This is a genomic window from Acinetobacter sp. YH12070, from assembly GCF_013419625.1.
GTDB lineage: Bacteria > Pseudomonadota > Gammaproteobacteria > Pseudomonadales > Moraxellaceae > Acinetobacter > Acinetobacter amyesii.
In genome coordinates this window covers 1-19,715 of sequence record NZ_VOZT01000002.1, presented here as the reverse complement: position 1 = coordinate 19,715, position 19,715 = coordinate 1, and the positions used below count along the sequence as shown (strand labels likewise).

The 19,715-nt window shown below is 38.2% G+C and carries 17 protein-coding genes and 1 pseudogene; 12 read left to right on the top strand and 6 right to left on the bottom strand.

The features are described 5' to 3' along the window. Positions 1-224: 224 nt before the first annotated feature. A complete protein-coding gene (locus FTU17_RS00855) occupies positions 225-524 on the bottom strand; it encodes an HNH endonuclease (protein ID WP_180009650.1) in 300 nt (99 codons plus the stop codon). A gap of 159 nt (positions 525-683) precedes the next feature. Beyond that, the gene (locus FTU17_RS00850) at positions 684-830 is read right to left on the bottom strand and encodes a hypothetical protein (protein WP_180009651.1); all 147 of its coding nucleotides are present in this window, start codon (positions 828-830) and stop codon (positions 684-686) included. Between the two features lie 119 nt (positions 831-949). Between FTU17_RS00850 and FTU17_RS00845 the strand changes: the two genes are divergently transcribed. Then, a protein-coding gene (locus FTU17_RS00845) for an IS5 family transposase (RefSeq protein WP_180134491.1) occupies positions 950-1,695 on the top strand; the annotation gives its coding sequence in 2 pieces (ribosomal slippage) (positions 950-1,151 and positions 1,151-1,695; 747 coding nt in all). Positions 1,696-1,727: 32 nt separating this feature from the next. On the opposite strand, the gene FTU17_RS00840 is transcribed toward FTU17_RS00845, so the two are convergent. Both FTU17_RS00840 and FTU17_RS00835 read right to left on the bottom strand, forming a co-directional pair. After that, positions 1,728-1,919: a hypothetical protein gene (locus FTU17_RS00840; RefSeq protein WP_180009406.1), complete on the bottom strand. Its 192-nt coding sequence runs from the start codon at positions 1,917-1,919 to the stop codon at positions 1,728-1,730. Between the two features lie 566 nt (positions 1,920-2,485). Further along, complete coding sequence (locus FTU17_RS00835) at positions 2,486-4,720, bottom strand: NADP-dependent isocitrate dehydrogenase (protein ID WP_180009405.1); 2,235 nt, start codon at positions 4,718-4,720, stop codon at positions 2,486-2,488. Between the two features lie 1,121 nt (positions 4,721-5,841). Between FTU17_RS00835 and FTU17_RS00830 the strand changes: the two genes are divergently transcribed. From FTU17_RS00830 to rfbC, 11 genes are all read left to right on the top strand, one after another. Beyond that, complete coding sequence (locus tag FTU17_RS00830) at positions 5,842-7,128, top strand: sensor histidine kinase KdpD (RefSeq protein ID WP_180009404.1); 1,287 nt, start codon at positions 5,842-5,844, stop codon at positions 7,126-7,128. A 92-nt stretch (positions 7,129-7,220) separates the two neighbouring features. Then, positions 7,221-9,980 (top strand): bifunctional [glutamate--ammonia ligase]-adenylyl-L-tyrosine phosphorylase/[glutamate--ammonia-ligase] adenylyltransferase, encoded by a 2,760-nt coding sequence (gene glnE, locus FTU17_RS00825; RefSeq protein WP_180009403.1) that lies wholly within the window; start codon positions 7,221-7,223, stop codon positions 9,978-9,980. Positions 9,981-9,998: 18 nt separating this feature from the next. Then, a complete protein-coding gene (locus FTU17_RS00820; RefSeq protein WP_180009402.1) occupies positions 9,999-10,925 on the top strand; it encodes a branched-chain amino acid transaminase in 927 nt (308 codons plus the stop codon). A gap of 83 nt (positions 10,926-11,008) precedes the next feature. Beyond that, positions 11,009-11,899 (top strand): mitochondrial fission ELM1 family protein, encoded by an 891-nt coding sequence (locus tag FTU17_RS00815; protein WP_180009401.1) that lies wholly within the window; start codon positions 11,009-11,011, stop codon positions 11,897-11,899. A gap of 13 nt (positions 11,900-11,912) precedes the next feature. Further along, complete coding sequence (locus FTU17_RS00810) at positions 11,913-12,722, top strand: polysaccharide deacetylase family protein (protein ID WP_180009400.1); 810 nt, start codon at positions 11,913-11,915, stop codon at positions 12,720-12,722. Between the two features lie 2 nt (positions 12,723-12,724). Beyond that, entirely contained in the window at positions 12,725-13,714 is a 990-nt protein-coding gene (locus tag FTU17_RS00805; protein ID WP_180009399.1) for a glycosyltransferase, read from the top strand. Next, positions 13,704-14,729: an ELM1/GtrOC1 family putative glycosyltransferase gene (locus FTU17_RS00800; protein WP_180009398.1), complete on the top strand. Its 1,026-nt coding sequence runs from the start codon at positions 13,704-13,706 to the stop codon at positions 14,727-14,729. The genes FTU17_RS00805 and FTU17_RS00800 overlap by 11 nt, the downstream gene beginning before the upstream one ends. Before the next feature lie 91 nt (positions 14,730-14,820). After that, on the top strand, positions 14,821-15,888 hold the full coding sequence (gene rfbB / locus FTU17_RS00795; RefSeq protein ID WP_096901154.1) for a dTDP-glucose 4,6-dehydratase: 1,068 nt from the start codon (positions 14,821-14,823) through the stop codon (positions 15,886-15,888). Between the two features lie 2 nt (positions 15,889-15,890). Then, positions 15,891-16,784: a dTDP-4-dehydrorhamnose reductase gene (gene rfbD, locus FTU17_RS00790; protein WP_096901155.1), complete on the top strand. Its 894-nt coding sequence runs from the start codon at positions 15,891-15,893 to the stop codon at positions 16,782-16,784. Then, positions 16,781-17,665, top strand: a complete 885-nt coding sequence (rfbA, locus tag FTU17_RS00785) for a glucose-1-phosphate thymidylyltransferase RfbA (RefSeq protein ID WP_179993906.1) — start codon at positions 16,781-16,783, stop codon at positions 17,663-17,665. Before rfbD ends, rfbA begins: the two co-directional genes overlap by 4 nt. After that, positions 17,662-18,231 (top strand): dTDP-4-dehydrorhamnose 3,5-epimerase, encoded by a 570-nt coding sequence (gene rfbC / locus FTU17_RS00780; RefSeq protein WP_180009397.1) that lies wholly within the window; start codon positions 17,662-17,664, stop codon positions 18,229-18,231. Before rfbA ends, rfbC begins: the two co-directional genes overlap by 4 nt. A 34-nt stretch (positions 18,232-18,265) precedes the next feature. Here the strand turns inward: rfbC and FTU17_RS00775 are convergent, their stop codons facing one another. Beyond that, complete coding sequence (locus FTU17_RS00775) at positions 18,266-19,570, bottom strand: glycosyltransferase family 25 protein (RefSeq protein WP_180134490.1); 1,305 nt, start codon at positions 19,568-19,570, stop codon at positions 18,266-18,268. A gap of 45 nt (positions 19,571-19,615) precedes the next feature. Beyond that, positions 19,616-19,715: pseudogene (locus FTU17_RS00770) on the bottom strand (IS1 family transposase); the annotation flags it as partial.

The window sequence follows — 19,715 nt, the reverse complement described above, 5'->3', positions numbered from 1 at the left end:
GGGGTTTTTTATGTCTAAAAGTAATGAATTATATAAAATTCCTAGAAAATTTCCAATGATTTCACTAGCCACGTTTCAGGTGGTCACTTCGTAAAATGAGTACCTGAATTTTGTTTGGGTACTCATGGTGGAATCAGATGCTAAGCTTAAATTATTAGATCAATACAATAATCAAATGTGATTGATCGGGTGTCTTATAGGGCTTGTAGTATTTAAAAGATTTATTAACTATCTAAAGCTACTTTGATGACATCTGCAATTGTCTCAGTGTTGACACCTCTTTTTCGAGCATTCTCAGAGTGGAACCAAGTTGCTAAGTCTTTATTGCCTTTAGATGCATTGCAGCCAACACAGCACAATGCAATATTGGTTAAGGTTGTAATTCTTATATCGTTGATAATGTGTTCCCAAGACTTCTTGTTGGCTCTTTCAGTGCCAAACTTTTTGCCGCAATATACACGGCACAGGTCTCGCTCCGAGACCGCATCTTCTATGTGCTTTGGTATTCCCCATGAATTTGCCATTTTAGGTTTTCCTTATTTTATGGCTGTAGTCCAATGATATATTTACTAACTTTTTAGTGTAGTTAAGCATCTCCGCCAATGCCGTATATACTCTCTCTACGTAAATGAAACAGTACTACTACCATTCAAATTAATTCCTATTCATGTAGCTAACTCTTGTTAAGAAACAGGCATACCTGCTTTATTACAATCTCTTTCCGTCACATCCATCACAGCTTTAGAATTTGAAATTATTTTCTGAAGTTTTTTAGCTTTTTCTAAATTTTTATATTTAGCTTTTTTTGTTACCGCAGTTGTTTTATTCATATATGTTAAAGAGCTACAACTCAAAAAGAAGACTTTTTTATAGGGTCTGTTGACATTTGTTGATTAAAAAAATAGCGAGATAGTAAAATTAAATCGCCAAACCCAATTTTACACTCGCTATGCCTCGAACAATGCTAAATGATCAACACTGGTCCAAGTTACTTGCTATTTTCCGTCACTTTAATATTTATCTCAAATTAAATTTACGGAATTTTATTGAAGCGATTTTATTTCGAATTAGAACAGGCTGTCCTTGGCGTGATTTACCTCAAGAGTTTGGTAAATCAAATTCTATTTTTAAGAAATATAATCGATGGTCTAAAATAGTAAGTTTATGAATATTTTTAAATTATTCAGCCAGCATGCTGATAAAGAGTGGATTTTTATCGATGGGAGCCATGTACGAGCGCATCAACATTCAGCTGCTATTAAGAATCAAAGTATTTCCAAAAGTATTGGTGGTAATAGTTCAAAAATACATTTAGCAATCGATTCAAATGGTAATCCTATTGAATTTATTATTTCAGATGGAACTTCACATGATATTAAGGTTGCACCTGATCTTGTATCAAAATTAGATTTAACAGAGTCAGAAATGCTATGTGCAGATAAAGGCTATGATTCAGAAAGTTTCAGAAAGAAAATTAGAGAAAGTAATACGAAAGCAAACATTCCTCGAAGATCAAATGCCAAATCTAGCAATGATGATATGGACTGGTATATGTATAAAATCAGACATTTAGTTGAAAATGCATTTTGTAGATTAAAACAATTTAGAGGAATTGCCACAAGATACGATAAGCTAAAACGTAACTATCAAAGCGCTGTTGCTTTAGCTTGTATATTTATATGGTTGCCTCTTTAGCTCAATTTATCGGCTGTAAATGTCAACACACCCTAGTCAGAATCAGTTAATTTAGCACCACTTAACTCTTTATCTGCTAGACGATCCATAGCTGCTGAATTGTATTTTATACCTTTTTGATAAGGTGCTATTTCTTTATTAAATTCAGTCAATAGGGAGTTTCCTGCGGCTACTTCTAAACTTACAGCACTTAAGACTATTAGGAAAAAAATTGCTCTTTTCATATCAATATCCAATCATTCTTTATTAATCGTCTTTCTGTTTGAGAAAGCTAATATCGCCTTTTATGAATCTATATCCCCAGTATAGAAAAATTGGTAGCAGAAAAATTACAAATTCTTCCGTAGTTCCATCAAATAGAAGCAGTAAAGGAAACAGTGAATATATTACAGTTATGACGATAGCTATTCTGTCTTTTTTTACCATTTTAATTCTGCGTAAATTCTAAAATTATATTGGCTAATATTACCTAATATTCTTTAATTTCATATAGCTGAATTCGATCAACTTTAGCAATAATATCTCTGTTTTAATCATTTAATTGGTTTGATAACCTACTGTCATAGGAATAAAACAATTTATTGAGTCGAATACATAACATGACTACCGAAACACCAAAAAACTATAGTTGAATGAAAAATCCTAATCTTTGATCACTCACATTCATAAAATTTAGAGCAAAGTATTAAATGAAAGAGTTGTCATAATACTATAGAAATGAGGGTATAAAAAAACCAGCGCCGAAGCGCTGGTTTTTTACATTACTAACTTAGGTTAGTTTTGCATCAACTTATTGAGCAGCATCAAGAGCAGCATTCAAAGTTGCGCTTGGGCGCATTACAGCATTTACTTTCGCTGTATCTACAGCGTAGTAACCACCGATGTCCGCAGCTTTACCTTGAACTTCAGCAAGTTCTGCAACGATTTTTTCTTCGTTGTCAGCAAGTGCTTGAGCAAGAGGAGCGAATTTCGCTTTAAGATCTGCATCTTCGTTTTGCGCAGCAAGTTCTTCAGCCCAGTATTTAGCAAGGTAGAAGTGGCTGCCACGGTTGTCAAGTTCGCCAGTACGACGTGATGGAGACTTGTCATTGTCAAGCAATTTACCAGTCGCAGCATCAAGCGTATTTGCAAGAAGTTTAGCTTTCGCGTTGTCTTCTTTAATGCCCATTTCTTCAAGAGAAACAGCAAGCGCCAAGAACTCACCTAAAGAATCCCAACGTAAGTGGTTTTCTTCTACAAGTTGTTGTACGTGTTTAGGCGCAGAACCCCCCGCACCAGTTTCGTACATACCGCCACCAGCCATTAGAGGCACGATAGAAAGCATTTTCGCAGAAGTACCCAATTCCATAATCGGGAACAAGTCTGTTAGGTAGTCACGTAGGATGTTACCAGTTACAGAAATTGTATCTAGGCCGCGAGCAACACGTTCAAGTGTATAACGCATAGCACGTACTTGAGACATGATTTGAATGTCTAAACCAGTAGTGTCGTGCTCTTTCAAGTAAGTTTGAACTTTCTTGATGAGTTCGTTTTCGTGTGGACGGTACGGGTCAAGCCAGAAGATCGCAGGCATGCCTGAGTTGCGTGCACGAGTCACAGCAAGTTTCACCCAGTCACGGATTGGAGCGTCTTTCACTTGGCACATACGCCAGATATCGCCTTCTTCCACGTTTTGTGACATCAACACTTCACCAGTTTCTAGGTCAGTGATGTTTGCAACACCCGCTTCAGCGATTTCGAAAGTTTTGTCGTGTGAGCCGTATTCTTCAGCTTTTTGCGCCATCAAACCAACGTTTGGAACTGTACCCATAGTACGTGGGTCAAAGTTACCATTCCATTTACAGAAATTGATCATTTCTTGGTAGATACGCGCGAAAGTAGATTCAGGCATTACAGCTTTACAGTCGTACTGTTTGCCGTCAGCACCCCACATTTTACCACCACCACGGATCATTGCAGGCATAGATGCATCTACAATTACGTCGTTAGGTGAGTGGAAGTTCGTGATACCTTTTGCTGAATCAACCATTGCAAGTGCAGGACGGTGTTCTTGGCAAGCATGTAAGTCAGCAATGATTTCTTCACGAAGAGAAGTCGGAAGAGTTTCAATTTTTTCGTAAAGACCAGACATACCGTTGTTGATGTTAATACCTAACTCATCAAACAATTTGCCGTGTTTTTCGAATGCTTCTTTATAGTAAATCTTCACACAGTGACCGAAAACGATTGGGTGAGACACCTTCATCATGGTCGCTTTTACGTGTAGAGAGAATAAAATGCCTGCTTCTTTACAATCATCTAATTCTTTTTCATAGAAGTCGCAAAGTGCTTTTTTGCTCATGAACATTGAGTCGATGATTTCGCCGTCTTGAAGCGCAACTTTAGGCTTAAGAACAATAGTTTCACCAGACTTAGTGATCAATTCCATTTTTACATTGCGAGCGCGGTCTAAAGTCATCGACTTTTCGCCGTGGTAGAAGTCACCTTCGTCCATGTGAGAAACGTGAGTTTGTGACCACTGTTTCCATTCGCTCATAGAGTGCGGATGTTTCTTCGCGTAATTTTTTACTGCAGTAGGCGCACGACGGTCAGAGTTACCTTCACGAAGTACAGGATTTACAGCAGAACCTAGGCATTTGCTATAACGTGCCTTGATTTCTTTTTCTTCCTCAGTCGCTGGGTTTTCTGGGTAGTTCGGAATTGCAAAACCTTTAGACTGTAATTCTTTAATGCAAGCAGTTAATTGGCCAACTGAAGCACTGATGTTCGGAAGTTTGATAATGTTTGTGCTTGGATCTTGGGTTAATTGTCCAAGCTCTGCCAAGTTATTTGGCACCTTTTGTTCTTCGCTTAGGTAGTCTGAAAATTCAGCGAGTACACGTGCTGCAACTGAGATATCGCGTTTAACGATTTCAACGCCAGCAGGTTTAGTAAAGGTTTCAATGATCGGCAGCAGAGAGTAAGTCGCCAATAATGGCGCCTCGTCGGTCAGTGTGTAGATGATAGTTGACTTTCCACCAGCCATATATAGCCCCTTGCTTTAGATTGTGTCTTTGAGGTCTGAGCTTGTGGCTCGCCTCTATGAACCGATTTGCTTAAATAAAACTATGAAAGTATCGGGGTTCATTGCTTTTCAGTCAACGCAAGATCCTGTGATGTGGTCATTTCGTAGAAAAATGATACAAAAGAAGTGCAGTTTGACGCCCAATTTTAGCGCAAAACCGAGAAGGGGAATATTGAAAGCTTGTTATTCATAGCTTAAAGCTATTGAACTATTAAATTTATATCATTTTTTTGGGGCTGATCTGTTCTTTATGGCTCGTTCAAGTTTTAGTTGTAAAGCAAAGCGTTTGATAGGTCAAACCGAATGCCTTAACTTTTAGGTGTAGATTTGGTGCGGAAGTTCGAAAATTAGTCAGGATCTGTGACTTTATAAAAGAACGACGTGCGTTTGATGCCCCGTTTGACTTTGAAAGGTCGCGGAATGTTTATGCGATAACTTATAGATCTGATGAATAAGGCATGGCACTTTTTCAGCTTCAGTCATTTGGGTGAATGAGTTTATGTACAGCAGAAGCGTGAATCGAATCTTTAGCTTAGTTTAATAAATTAAAAGCGAGACAGTTTTGTTTGAAGTAGCAATGACACGCTCAACTGATAAAAACTAATAAATTAGTCTAATAGAAAAACTTAAAAATAGATTCATTTAGTGTAGCTGACTGAAACGAGCATCCTGATGAGCAATCTGGTCATAGAATAGTCATAAAACTCACTATTTTTTGTGATGTAGTTAAAGAAAATTAAACCCAGTTTTTTAGGTCTTATGTAAGTAAATATTTCTTTTGGTCATGTTTTTAGTTTGAATAAAACGCGAAAAGTACGATTTAAAATAAACAGTTAATAAAATTTAAATTAATTTAAGTTTCTAATTTTATTGTTTTAATTTTTTTTTACCTTTAATGTTATGTTCTTTATAGATATTTTTATTTTCTAATTGGATGAAAGTTCGATTAAATAGCGCATTCGTAAATGATGTTTGTTTTTTTGTTGGGTTTTGTTATTGAGTGTTTGGGCTATTTTTGCTATTAATCTTGAACATAACAGTTGGTTTTTATCTTTAAGATAAACCCTGAGGAGAGCAACGGGATGGCTTTACGTTTACTGGATATTGGTACACAAACCGAATTATTAACTGCCTGTCGTTTGTCTTTATTGATGGGGGTTTATACGGACGACAACCGCATTGCAGAATTTTTAAAGTTCGCGCGTGGTATTGTGCAAGTCGAGAATGCTGTCCTCGCATTTAAAAATGAACCTTATATATGGTATGCGTCAGAGCACATATTTAAGGCCTTTATGGCCGAAGCTGATGATGATCGTCTAGATCAGTTTTTTGCTGAACATTCTCGTATAGACCGAGACGCTGAAAATTACCAAGCTTATTCCAACTATATGCAAGAACTTGGATTAGGGCATCAGCGTTTAGTCGCTTTCGATTTAAAATATGATCAAGACTCTATTGGTAAAGTGATTTTGTTTGATGATCAAGTCACTGCATTTGAATCCAAACAATTAAAGATCGTTGAAGAATTTGTACAAAGTCTAGTCAATATTATTCAACTTCGCGTTGAAAATGCCGAATTAAAAGAAGCCTATGAACAGCAGTCGGCACTTAATTTTAGTAAGACTAAATTTTTCCAAATTATTGCGCATGATTTAAGAGCACCTTTTCATGGTCTATTGGGCTTTTCTGAAGTTTTGGCGCAGGAACGCAATACCTTAGATGATTCAAGTGTGCAAAATATTGCAGACTATTTATATGACACCACACAGTCGACGTATAACCTTTTAGAAAGCTTATTAAACTGGGCTATGGCAGAAGGTGGTCGCTTTGTTTATCACCCGATTAATTTTGATTTACATCAGTCTGCAAAAATCGTAAGTGATGTCTTAAATAGCTTGGCTGTGAAGAAAAATATTCGACTGATCAATGCCGTGCCTGAAGGCATTAAAGTCAATGCAGATATCAATATGATCACATCAGTGATGCAAAACTTGGTGTCAAACGCATTGAAATTTACCCATACCGATGGTAGAGGTGTGGTGACGATTTCAGCCGATCGAGATGGAGAACGGGTTGTATTCACTATTCAAGATACTGGATTGGGCATGACCCAAGCTCAGATTGATGATTTATTTCAGCAAAAACTGACGGTTAGTATTAAAGGTACGGCAGGAGAACGTGGTACGGGGTTGGGTTTAGTCCTTTGTAAACGTTTTGTGGACTTAAATCAGGGTGAAATTGTGGTGAACTCGAAAGAAGGTGAAGGCACACAATTTAAAGTCTGGTTGCCACAGGCGACGAGCCTGCATCAAACCCTAAATACCGAGAGCAGCAGTGCACAGAAAGATGCGACCTTAAGTGAACTTTAATGCGCATCTATTGGTATAAAAGCCTAAAAATACTTTTCCCTAAGCGTTATCAACTGTTATAACTAGAAAAAAATCACGCTAGGGTTTGTGAAATGAATGCGGAGCAATTGCAGAAAACATTACGTGCCAGTCAATATGCTGAACAGGTGCTCGGAATCCATCAGGCCAGTTTAGAACAAGACTATGCAATTGATCAGTTTCAAACCTCGCTCAGTACAGCACAAATTCAACATTTTGTCGCAAGCAGCCTCGCTGATATCCAAGATGAAAATAGCTGGATGCGTGCAATTCGTGTGCTGCGCGCACGTCTCATGTTTCGTTGGATTTGGCAAGATGCCAATCAACTCACCGATGTCGTCACCTTAACGCGAGAGCTTTCAGACTTTGCCGATGCGTCCATCTGTGCGGCAAAAGATTTTGCACTAAAGCCGTTGATTGCGAAATATGGCGAACCGCTAGGCTATAAGGGGAAAGTTCAAGACCTAATTGTGGTTGCCATGGGAAAACTTGGTGCACAGGAACTTAATCTTTCAAGTGATATTGATCTTATTTTTGCCTTTGATGAACAGGGCGAAACCAATGGTCGAAAATGTATTGATGTACAGCAGTTCTGTATTTTGTGGGGACAAAAATTAATTTACCTGCTTGACCATATTACCGCAGATGGTTTTGTCTTCCGTGTAGATATGCGCCTTCGCCCATGGGGTGATGGTTCTGCCTTGGCAATCAGTCATGCGGCATTAGAAAAATATTTAAGCCAGCATGGACGCGAATGGGAGCGCTATGCCTGGATTAAGGCACGGATCGTCACTGGCGGTAAAGAAGGCGCCGAGTTACTGGAAATGACCCGACCTTTCGTCTTCCGTAAATATGTCGATTACACCGCTTTCGAAGCCATGCGTGAAATGAAAGCCATGATCGAACGTGAAGTGCTACGTCGTAATATCGAAGATGACATTAAACTCGGTGCAGGCGGAATTCGTGAAGTTGAGTTTATTGTTCAAGTCTTTCAGCTCATCTATGGCGGTTCAAAACTCGAGTTGCAAGACCGTCAATGTTTAGTGAGTTTGCATCATTTAGGTGAAGTTGGATTATTAGAAAATACCGCGGTTGCTGATTTAGAAGATGCGTATTTATTTTTACGTCGTATTGAACATGCGATACAAGCGCTCAATGATCAGCAAACCCAATCGTTGCCACATGAGCCTGAACCCCGCCAACGTATTTTAGATACTTTAGGTTTTGCATCTTGGGATGACTTTTTGCATGTACTCAATCAGAAGCGTGCCAAAGTCATTTACCAATTTGAACATCTTATCAAAGAAAAAGAACCCGATCCGTTATTGGAAAGTTTTAGTCATTTAGAAGCCCAGTTGAACGATGTTCTAGATGATGATGCCAAAAATTTAATTCACGAATTTTGGTATGGACATGCGCTGAAAAAATTACCTGCCAAAGCTGTACAGCGCTTAAAAACCTTTTGGCCACATCTCATTGAGGCGATATTACAGTCAGATAAACCTCAGGTGGCCTTACTACGTCTCATGCCTTTGGTGGAGTCGGTGCTGCGCCGTACAGTCTATTTGGTGATGCTGATTGAGAGCAAAGGGGCATTACAACGATTAGTGAAAATGGCAACAGTGAGTCCTTGGATCTGCGAAGAATTGACGCATTATCCCGTGCTGTTGGATGAGTTTTTGTCGATGGATTTTGAGCTGCCAAAGCGTAAAGATTTAGAAGACTCTCTACGTCAACAACTGCTTCGAATTGAAATTGATCAAGTTGAAGATCAGATGCGTGTTCTTCGATTATTTAAAAAATCCAATGTCTTAGCAGTAGCTGCTAGTGATGTTTTGGCCGAAAGCCCGTTGATGAAAGTATCGGATGCATTGACCGATATTGCTGAAGTGTCGGTGAATGCAACCTTGCATTTGGCATATCAAATTGTTGCCAAAAAACATGGTTATCCAATCGATGCAGAAGGGCAGCGTTGTTCGATTGATCACACGGCTTTCGCGGTAATTGGCTATGGCAAGGTGGGTGGCATCGAGCTAGGTTATGGTTCGGACTTGGATTTGGTCTTTATTCACTATATGGACGAACAAGCGGATACCGATGGACAGAAACCAATTAGTGGCTTTGAATTTGCCATGCGGGTGGCACAAAAATTTATGTCCTTAATGACCACGCAAACCCTAGATGGTCGAGTGTATGAGGTGGATACACGTTTACGACCTTCGGGAGAGGCGGGGTTACTGGTGACCAGCTTAAAAGCCTTTGAGCAATATCAACAAAAGAATGCTTGGGTCTGGGAGCATCAAGCTTTGGTCCGTGCCAGAACCATTGCAGGTGAGCACAGTTTACGGATTGAAATTGAAAACTTGCGCTGCAATATTTTGACTCAGCCACGCGATGAGAACAATGTTCGTGCAGAAGTGCTAAAAATGCGCCAAAAAATGAAAGACCATCTAGGTTCTTCTAAAGAGCAGCAAAAAGATGGAATTTTTCATTTAAAACAAGATGCAGGTGGTATCGTTGACATCGAATTTATGGCACAGTATGCAGTATTAGCATGGAGTGGGTCGAATCCCGATCTCGCCCATTACTCTGACAACGTACGAATCCTTGAGGATGCCGCAAGAACGGATTGCTTATCCAGCGCCGATGCGACAGCATTGATTCAAGCTTATCTCCGTGAACGAGCCGAGAGCCATCGTCTAGCACTTGCGAATCAATCCATGCAAGTTTCAGCTGATGATTGGCACGATACCCGAGTGGTCGTTTGCAAGCTATGGCAAAGATTAATTGATCCAACTGCAACGTTTGCATTGGATAAAAATGACTGTGTATAAAAATTTGGAGTGTGTGCCATGAACTTGGCTGATCGTGATGGTTTTATTTGGCAAGATGGACAATTGGTTGACTGGCGTGAGGCGAAAACTCACGTATTAACACATACATTGCATTACAGCATGGGTGTGTTTGAAGGCGTCCGTGCTTATGAAACTCCGAATGGAACGGCTATTTTCCGTTTAAAAGAACACACTAAGCGTTTATTAAATTCTGCAAAAATTTATCAAATGAAAGTCCCATTTGATCATGCAGTATTAGAACAAGCTCAAATTGATGTGGTTCGTGAAAATAAATTGGCTTCTTGCTATTTACGCCCAATTATTTTTATTGGTTCAGAAAAATTAGGTATTGCAGCAACTGACAATACAATTCATGCCGTTGTTGCTGCATGGAGCTGGGGTGCTTACCTTGGTGATGAAGCGATGGCGAAGGGTATTCGTGTTAAAACGTCTTCATTTACGCACCATCATCCAAACGTGACCATGTGTAAAGCAAAAGCATCTGGTAACTATACTTTGTCCATTCTTGCACACCAAGAAGTGGCACATGCTGGCTATGACGAAGCAATGTTACTCGACCCACAAGGTTATGTATGTCAAGGTTCAGGCGAAAATGTATTCTTAGTTCGTGATGGTGTGATTCATACTCCTGACATCGCGGGTGGTGCACTTGATGGTATTACTCGTCAAACCATTATTACGATTGCGAAAGACCTTGGTTTTGAAGTAGTTGAACGTCGTATTACACGTGACGAATTCTACATTGCAGATGAAGCATTCTTCACAGGTACTGCTGCTGAAGTGACGCCAATCCGTGAATATGATGACCGTCAAATTGGTGAAGGTTGTCGTGGTCCAATCACTGAGCAAATCCAAACTGCATTCTTTAATGCGGTTCAGGGTAAAGACCCTAAATATGCGCACTGGTTAACTTACGTAAAATAAGCTGATCGGTTAAGATGAAAAGGCGAAACTAAGTTTCGCCTTTTTTATTGGCTTGAAGATATTGAATTTTTTGGAACGAGACTATGCATATTGTTTATGTCAGTGATGGTAAAGCAGGACATCGCTCACAGGCTCTAGGTTTATTTAAGGCCATGCACAAGCAAACAAATATTGAGTTAACTTTTGAAGAAATTTCAATTGATCAGCTACCACTCTTGAGTTTATTGACTGCATATAAAAAACAAAAACATGCTGCAGTATCGCAGCCACCTGATTATATTTTTGGGGTAGGCAGTCATACGCAATTACGTGTTTTATTGATGGGTAAAGTTTTTCCATGTGCGAAAACTGTCATTTTAATGAAACCAAATTTTCCTTTGTCTTGGTTTGATCATGTGATTATTCCTGAACATGATGGTGTACCAGAGCAGGCAAATGTGATTGTTACACAAGGTGCGTTGAATCCCATTGAAAATGAGCAGCGACACATAGCAAACCGTATTTTGATTGCGTTAGGTGGTTCATCTAAACGGCATATTTGGAATGCAGATAAGGTGATGTCTGCGATTGGGCAGATTGTGCAGCAGAACATGCAGTGTGACATTATTTTGACGAGTTCTAGGCGTACACCTGCTGATTTTTTACCTGCAGTGGCTCAGCAAAGTTTTGCTTCACAACTGCAAATTTTTCCAGTTGATGAAACGCCGCAGGGTTGGATTTTTGAAGAGATGCAAAAAGCGGAAGCTGTATGGGTGACTGAAGATAGCGTATCTATGATATACGAAGCACTCACCGCAGGCTGTAAAGTGGGGCTTGTTCAGATAGATCGAGCGAAAGAGGATCGAATTACGCGTTCCGTGCAGCATTTGATTGATCAAAAACTTGTATCGAATGCTAGACAAATTGCTGAATTATATTCTACGACTGCTTTTAAAGAAGCAGAGCGTGTGGCAACATATCTTTTAATCAAGTAGCTGTGATTTAATCGTGATTTATATTCTGATTGTTTTATTTATCTTGTTGTTCGCATTCAGTTATAAGTACGCATGGTGGAAGCCAGCAGTAGATTGGGATAGACCACGAATTTTAATGTATCACATGGTACGTGAGCATATAGATGGTGCAAAGTTTAATAAATTACGAGTTAAGCCTACTGAGTTTGAAAAGCAAATAGCATGGTTAAAAGCAGAAGGTTTTAACTTTGTAACTATGCAGGAATTACAAGATCATTGGGGGGAGCATCCTGCAAAAACTGTTGCAATCACTTTTGATGATGGTTATTTAGATAACTTGGAAAATGCTTTTGCAATTTTAGAAAAATATCAAGCCAAAGCGACGATTTATGTAGTGGTAGACCGACATGATCGAGATTGGTCAACCTACAAAAAAGCGCATCATAATAGTGGTGAACTTGCCCGTGAACCTAAATTAAATGATGAACAAGTCAAATTTTTATCAAATTCTGGTTTGATTGAAATTGGTTCACATACAATGACCCATGCGAATCTTGCAAAGTTGGATGATACTGAATGCTTAGATGAGTTAACACAATCCAAGCAATCACTTGAAAGTTTGATTCATCGCTCTGTAAATAGCTTTGCATATCCATTTGGTATTTATGCAGCGCGTGATGTAAGTTTGGCGCAGCAGGCAGGATATACCAATGCAGTAACAACACAAGAAGGCATAGATGGGAAAATGCCTGATTTTATGCAATTGCAACGTATTAAAATCAGCGGAAAAGATTCATTATTTGCTTTTAAATTGCGAATGAAATTGGGGAAGCGGGAAGGTTAGTGATGAAAGTAGCATTGGTCATGGCAGGTGATGAAGAAGGAGGGTTAGAAAAACATGTTGTTGAATTGGCTAACTGTCTAATGAAACATCACCAAGTCACAGTTGTTGCACATGAAAAGTACCGTAGTCGATTAAAAACAGAATTTATCGGAATTGATCTGTCGAAGAGCAGAAGAAATATTATTGTTCTGTTTCAACTTTATAGAGCATTGAAAGCACTTCAATCTGATATTGTACATGTACATGGAAATAAAGCTGCTGCAATGGTGGGTAGTATTTTAAAATTTCTACCGACTAAAAGTGTTGCCACTTTACATAGCCGTAAAAAAAATACCAAAATGTTTAAGGGTTTTGATGCGGTGATTGCAGTGAGTCCCAATGCCGCAGAAACTTTAGAACATCCTAATAAGTACATTATTCTAAATGGAATTGAACCGCCTGAGCTTAATTCCGATATTAATAAAATAACTCCACCTGTCGTTTTGGCTGTAGGAAGATTAGTGCCCGTTAAGGGTTTTGATCTTTTAATTCAAGCATGGCAAGACATACCAAATGCACAGCTTTGGATTGTAGGAGAAGGTTTTGAAAAGCAAAAGTTGGCAACACTTATTAATGAGTTAGCTTTACAAAAGAGTGTAAAGTTACTAGGTTTTCGTAATGATATTACTGATTTGATGCAGCAAGCTTCTCTTTATGTGATGTCATCTCATTATGAAGGATGTCCATATACCATGATAGAGGCTTTGCTTTGTAAAATACCTATGATATCAACAGCTGTAGGGGCAATGACCCAAATTTTACCTAAGCAGTACCTCTGTGCTGAAAATGATGCAAATGCATTACATCATCTGATCGTACATGCTTTAGAAAATTTAAAACAAGTAGAGCATGATTTTATGCCGGTATTTGCTGGTGCAGAAAAAAACCTAGTTTTAAATGGAATGGTCAAGAATATTGAAATGGTCTATCGTGAGGTGTTAGATGGAAAATAGTCACCTGATGATTTTAGCTTTAACGGATGGTAAAGCAGGACATGAAACACAAACCAAGGGTATACTCACCTTACTGAATAACGGAAATCAATATGAAGTACAGTGGCTCAAGATTTACAAAGTCAGTAAATTAACGAAGCATATACTCAAAGTTTTTTTGCCTATTGTGAGCCCGAAATGGGCATTAGGTTTTTATCTGGATACTGTTCAATTACAAGTTTTACAGTCAGATTGTGCTCTCCTTGTTTCAGCCGGTGGTGAAACACTTCTGCCAAATGCCTTGCTTAAAAAGTATTTTCAGCAGCAGGGGAAAGCTACCAAGAATGTGATTGCAACCTCATTAAGAGGGATTCCAGCTTGTTATTTTGATGCTGTATTTACTATTGATGATAAATACAAAAATCAAAAACCTTTTATTTATTACCCAATTGCACCAAATAAACAACTTACTTTTCAATTGGAACATAGAGTTCAGCAAGCAAAGCAAAATCTGGATTGTATGGAACAGAAAGCACTGATTATTTTAATTGGTGCAGATACTAAAACATCCAAAATTGGGACTTCTTATGAATGGATTGAGTGGATTAAGTACCTGGCGCGGAACTATCCAGATTGGAAAATTCTGATCAGTACATCCAGGCGTACACCCGAAGATTTTGAGAAGGATCTACAGCAGGCCTTCACTGGAAATCCACAGATAGCTTTAACACTAGTCAATCATGGTCAGCAATGTGATATTGCTGATTATATTTATGCAGCGGACTTAATCATTTGTTCACCTGAATCAACCTCGATGATCAGTGAGGCGTTGGTGAGTGAAAAGAAAGTGTTGATTCCTGTATTCAAATCCAGTGTATTTGATAAGGAACTTGAAAATTATCTAGCTAAGTTTGAGCGAGAGCGATGGCTTAGTAAGGTTTATATAGATAAAATGGCAGACCTAATTGGAGTTGTTGAGAAGATTACACCACAGAAACATAGAATGAATTTGCTCGATCAATTCAAAAATATTTAACTCTCACCATAGAAGTTAACTATTTATGTCGATGTTCTAAAAATTCTTCTTTGATATGATTTGTGTGCTCTAGATTTTTTTGGGGGGGAAAATGAGATTTTTAATTACAGGTGGTGCAGGCTTTATTGGATCTGCAGTGATTCGCCATATTATTCAGAATACAGAACATGAAGTCTTAAATGTTGATAAACTAACCTATGCCGGTAATCTAGAATCGTTAAGTTCCATTTCTAATTACTCTCGTTATCAATTCTCCCAAACCGATATTTGTAATCGTGCCGCACTAGATCAATTATTTACAGATTTCCAACCTGATGCAGTGATGCACTTGGCTGCAGAATCCCACGTAGACCGTTCGATTTCTGGGCCTTATGCTTTTATTGAAACCAATATCATCGGCACTTATCAAATGTTGGAAGCAAGCCGCGCTTACTGGTTAGGCTTAAATGAAAAAAAGAAGGCTACATTCCGTTTTCACCATATTTCAACAGATGAGGTCTATGGTGATTTAGAAGGAACAACGGATTTATTTACAGAAAAAACCCCTTATTCTCCTAGTTCACCTTATTCAGCAAGTAAAGCGAGTTCAGACCATCTGGTTCGTGCTTGGAATCGGACCTATGGATTACCGATTTTAGTGACCAACTGTTCCAATAACTATGGTCCTTACCATTTTCCAGAAAAACTCATTCCATTAATGATCTTAAATGCTTTGCAAGGAAAAGCACTTCCAGTCTATGGTAATGGCCAGCAAATTCGTGACTGGTTATTTGTGGAAGATCATGCCCGTGCACTTTATACTGTCGTGACTCAGGGGCAAGTAGGTGAAACCTATAACATTGGTGGTCACAATGAAAAAGCCAATATTGATGTAGTTCTTACCATTTGTTCTTTACTCGAAGAACTGGCTCCTAATAAACCACAAGGTGTTGAACGTTATCGAGACTTAATTACGTATGTAAAAGACCGCCCAGGCCATGATGTACGTTATGCGATTGATGCTTCAAAAATTGAACATGAATTGGGTTGGACACCGAAAGAATCATTTGAAACGGGATTACGTAAAACGGTTGAATGGTACTTAAACAATAATGAATGGGTTGAACACGTTCAAAGTGGTGAATATCAATCCTGGTTAAATAAGCAATACCAAGGATAAGCATGAAGATTTTATTGCTTGGAAAAAATGGTCAGGTTGGGTGGGAACTACAACGTGCTCTAGCTCCTTTGGGTGATGTTATTGCATTAGACCGGCATGGTCTAGCGGGACTGTCCGGTGATATGACCCAGCCACGGGCGATTTATAACACGATCATGACGGTAAAACCTGATGTGGTCGTGAATGCTGCTGCCTATACAGCCGTGGATTTAGCTGAAACAGAGCAGGATCAAGCCGATTTAGTGAATCATCAAACGGTAAAAGCTGCAGCTGAAGCGTGCCAACAAGTCAATGCACTGTTTGTGCATTACTCGACAGACTATGTTTTTGATGGCTTAGGTCAGACTTCATTTCTTGAAACGGATCGCATTGCACCCTTAAATGTTTATGGTCAAACCAAAGTGCAAGGTGAGCAGGCAATTATTGCAAGTGGTTGTGATTACCTAATTTTCAGAACCTCATGGGTCTATGCTGCTCGAGGAAAAAATTTCTTGAAAACTATGCTGAATTTGGCTCAGCAGCGAGAAGAACTCTCTATCATTGATGATCAAGTGGGTGCCCCTACCTCGGCTGAGTTGATTGCGGATATTACGGCACAGGCCATTCCACAAACAGCGGCTGACAGCATGAAAACAGGGGTTTATCACCTTGTAGCAAGTGGTGAAACTTCATGGTTTGGGTATGCCAATTATGTTTTTGAGCAGGCACGAGTCTTTGGATTGGAATTGGCTGTACAAAAGGTCAATCCCATTCCTACCATGGCGTATCCAACTCCAGCCACACGACCACATAATTCACGATTAAACAATCAAAAGTTACAGCAAACCTTCAGATTGAATTTGCCGCATTGGCAAGAAGGTGTAAAACGAATACTAGCGGAGCTATTAAGCAAATGAGTATAAAACGTAAGGGTATTATTTTAGCAGGCGGTTCCGGTACACGCTTACATCCGATTACCAAAGGTGTGTCCAAGCAACTTCTACCAATTTACGATAAGCCAATGATTTACTATCCGCTTTCTGTATTGATGCTGGCGGGTATTCGTGAAGTTTTAATTATTTCAACACCTGAAGACCTTCCAAACTTTGAAAAATTATTGGGCGATGGTTCCCAATTTGGTATTGAATTGAGCTATAAGGTGCAACCTTCTCCTGATGGTTTGGCACAAGCATTCCTGATCGGTGAAGAATTTATTGGTCAAGACAATGTCTGTCTAATTTTGGGTGATAATATTTACTACGGTCAGCACTTCAGTGAGCAACTTGAGGCCGCGAATGCACGTGAGCATGGAGCCACAGTCTTTGGCTATCATGTTACAGATCCTGAGCGTTTTGGTGTGGTTGAATTTGACAAAACTGGTAAGGTACTCAGTATTGAAGAAAAACCTGTACAGCCAAAATCTCCTTATGCGGTTACAGGTTTATATTTCTATGACAATCGTGTCGTTGAATTTGCCAAGCAAGTTAAACCTTCAGCTCGTGGCGAACTTGAAATTACCGACATTAATAATGCTTACTTGAAAGATGGTTCACTCAATGTCGAACTACTTGGTCGTGGCTTTGCCTGGCTGGATACAGGTACGCATGAATCTTTGCTTGAAGCAGGGCAGTTTGTTTATACCATTGAAAAACGTCAATCGTTGAAAGTGGCTTGTCTTGAAGAGATTGGTTTTAACCAAGGTTGGATTAGTAAAATTCAATTACTAGACAGTGCTAGTGCTTTAAAGAAAACAGAATACGGTCAATATCTGTATAAAATTGCGGATGAAGCACAATGAAAATTGAACAAACCAAAATTGAAGGCTTGCTGATTATACATCCACAAGTGTTTGGTGATGATCGTGGCTGGTTTATGGAAAGTTTTAATCATCAACGTTTTGCTCAAGCACTTGAAGAGTTAAATTTACCCGTACCAACATTTGTTCAGGATAATCACTCCCTGTCGCAAAAGGGAGTGCTACGCGGTTTACACTTCCAAAAAACTCCATATGCTCAGGGCAAATTGGTTCGAGTTGTGCAAGGCCGGGTATGGGATGTGGCTGTTGATATTCGGCCCGAATCTAAAACCTATCGTCAATCGGTTGGTGTGGAACTCAGTGCTGAGAATAAAACCATGTTTTGGATTCCAGAAGGATTTGCACATGGTTTTATTGCATTAGAGGACAATACCCAGTTTTTGTATAAAACCACCAATTACTATAATAAAGAAAGTGAAGGTGCGATTATCTGGAATGATCCGACACTGGCAATTGACTGGCCTTTAAATCAGGTTGATGAAGTGTTAGTGAGTGAAAAAGATCAGGTGGCCTTATCTTTTAATGGTAAATTATCTTTAAAAAACTAATATAACTAATTAAGATAAAAAATAGTTCTTAAATTTAAGAACTATTTTTTATCTTAGAATTTTTTTTAATGGTTTCTTTAATTAGATTTTGGCTATTTTCTGAAATTTCACAATAGGAAAATGATCGCGAGCTCCTATTCCATAAGGTCGTATGAACATTTTCCTTATGATTAACTATAAACGGAATGGTAGTAATTACATTCAAGTTTTTATGGTTTTCTATGTATCGATCTATAGCATTTTCCCCTAATAGTTTCTTACTATAATCCCAATTTGCAATGTATTCAAAGATTGGTTGGTTGTATATATTAAAAACCATTCCAGTCATTTTATTCGTTTTTATTAATTGATATTTCCCTAAAAACTCTAACGTTGTTATATTAGATTCGGGATGTAAATCAGTAATATAACCAGAAAATATATCCCAGTTATTAGTAGTGCAACAGAGATAATCACAGATTTTATTAAGAGTTTCTTTGAAATCGTTGGGGAATTTTACATCGTCTTCACAAATTATAACTTTTTTAAAATTATAATCTATAGCATATTGGAATATATATTTGTAGCTTAGTCCACAACCAATCCAAGGTGTAAGGTGTCGAACTCCAGGGAATTTCCAAATTTTATTATATTTTAATAATTCATTAGAAAATTCATGCTGTCTTTCGATAGCTTCGGGTAATCCTAAGCACCAAAATTGATCTGTTGGTTTCCATATTTTATGAGTTTTTTTATAAAAATCATCAAAGCTAATTAAGTCCAAAGACATTAGGATACGAAATAAATAAAAATCAAATATATGTTGCTCCTTTGTTATATGATTATATATTTTTCTCTTTTGGAGACTGTATTCCTTAGGGTGGTTGATCCAAAAGTCGATTCTTTCAATCATCCCCTCAATATCCCCTATTTCAACAAAGTCAATATAAGGCATCAAATTATCATGCTGTTCAAAATCAGAGCTTTTTTCTGAAACAATAATAGCATTATTAGAGAGACATTCCTGCAGACGAGTTGTTTCTAATAAGGCATCCTCATAATAGTGAATATTAATAACAACTTTTGATTTTTTGATTTCATTCCAAATATCCTCTCCAAAAGCATTATTAATAATTTTTACTTTATATTTGTTTTTTAATGCATCTAAATAATTTTTTCTTCGCTCATTATTTGTGTCACCATAGAACAGAACATCATATTCATAAACATTGTTTTGATTATCAAAAGATGAGGTTGATACTTCAGTTTGTAATTTAAAGCATGATATTGGAGTAAAATATAATTGAGAAAGTGGTAAATGAGTGCTTAAGAATTCAATATTTCTTAATGAATAATCCATAACTAATAGAGAATTTTCGGTGGTGTTTCAAAAAGTATGCTGACATTAAATGAAGCCATTATTGATGTAAAAAAAGGTTAAGTCGAAAGCTTTAAAATGGTTTTCAATCTTTTTTGAAAAATTACAACTCCTTCTAAAACCGCGC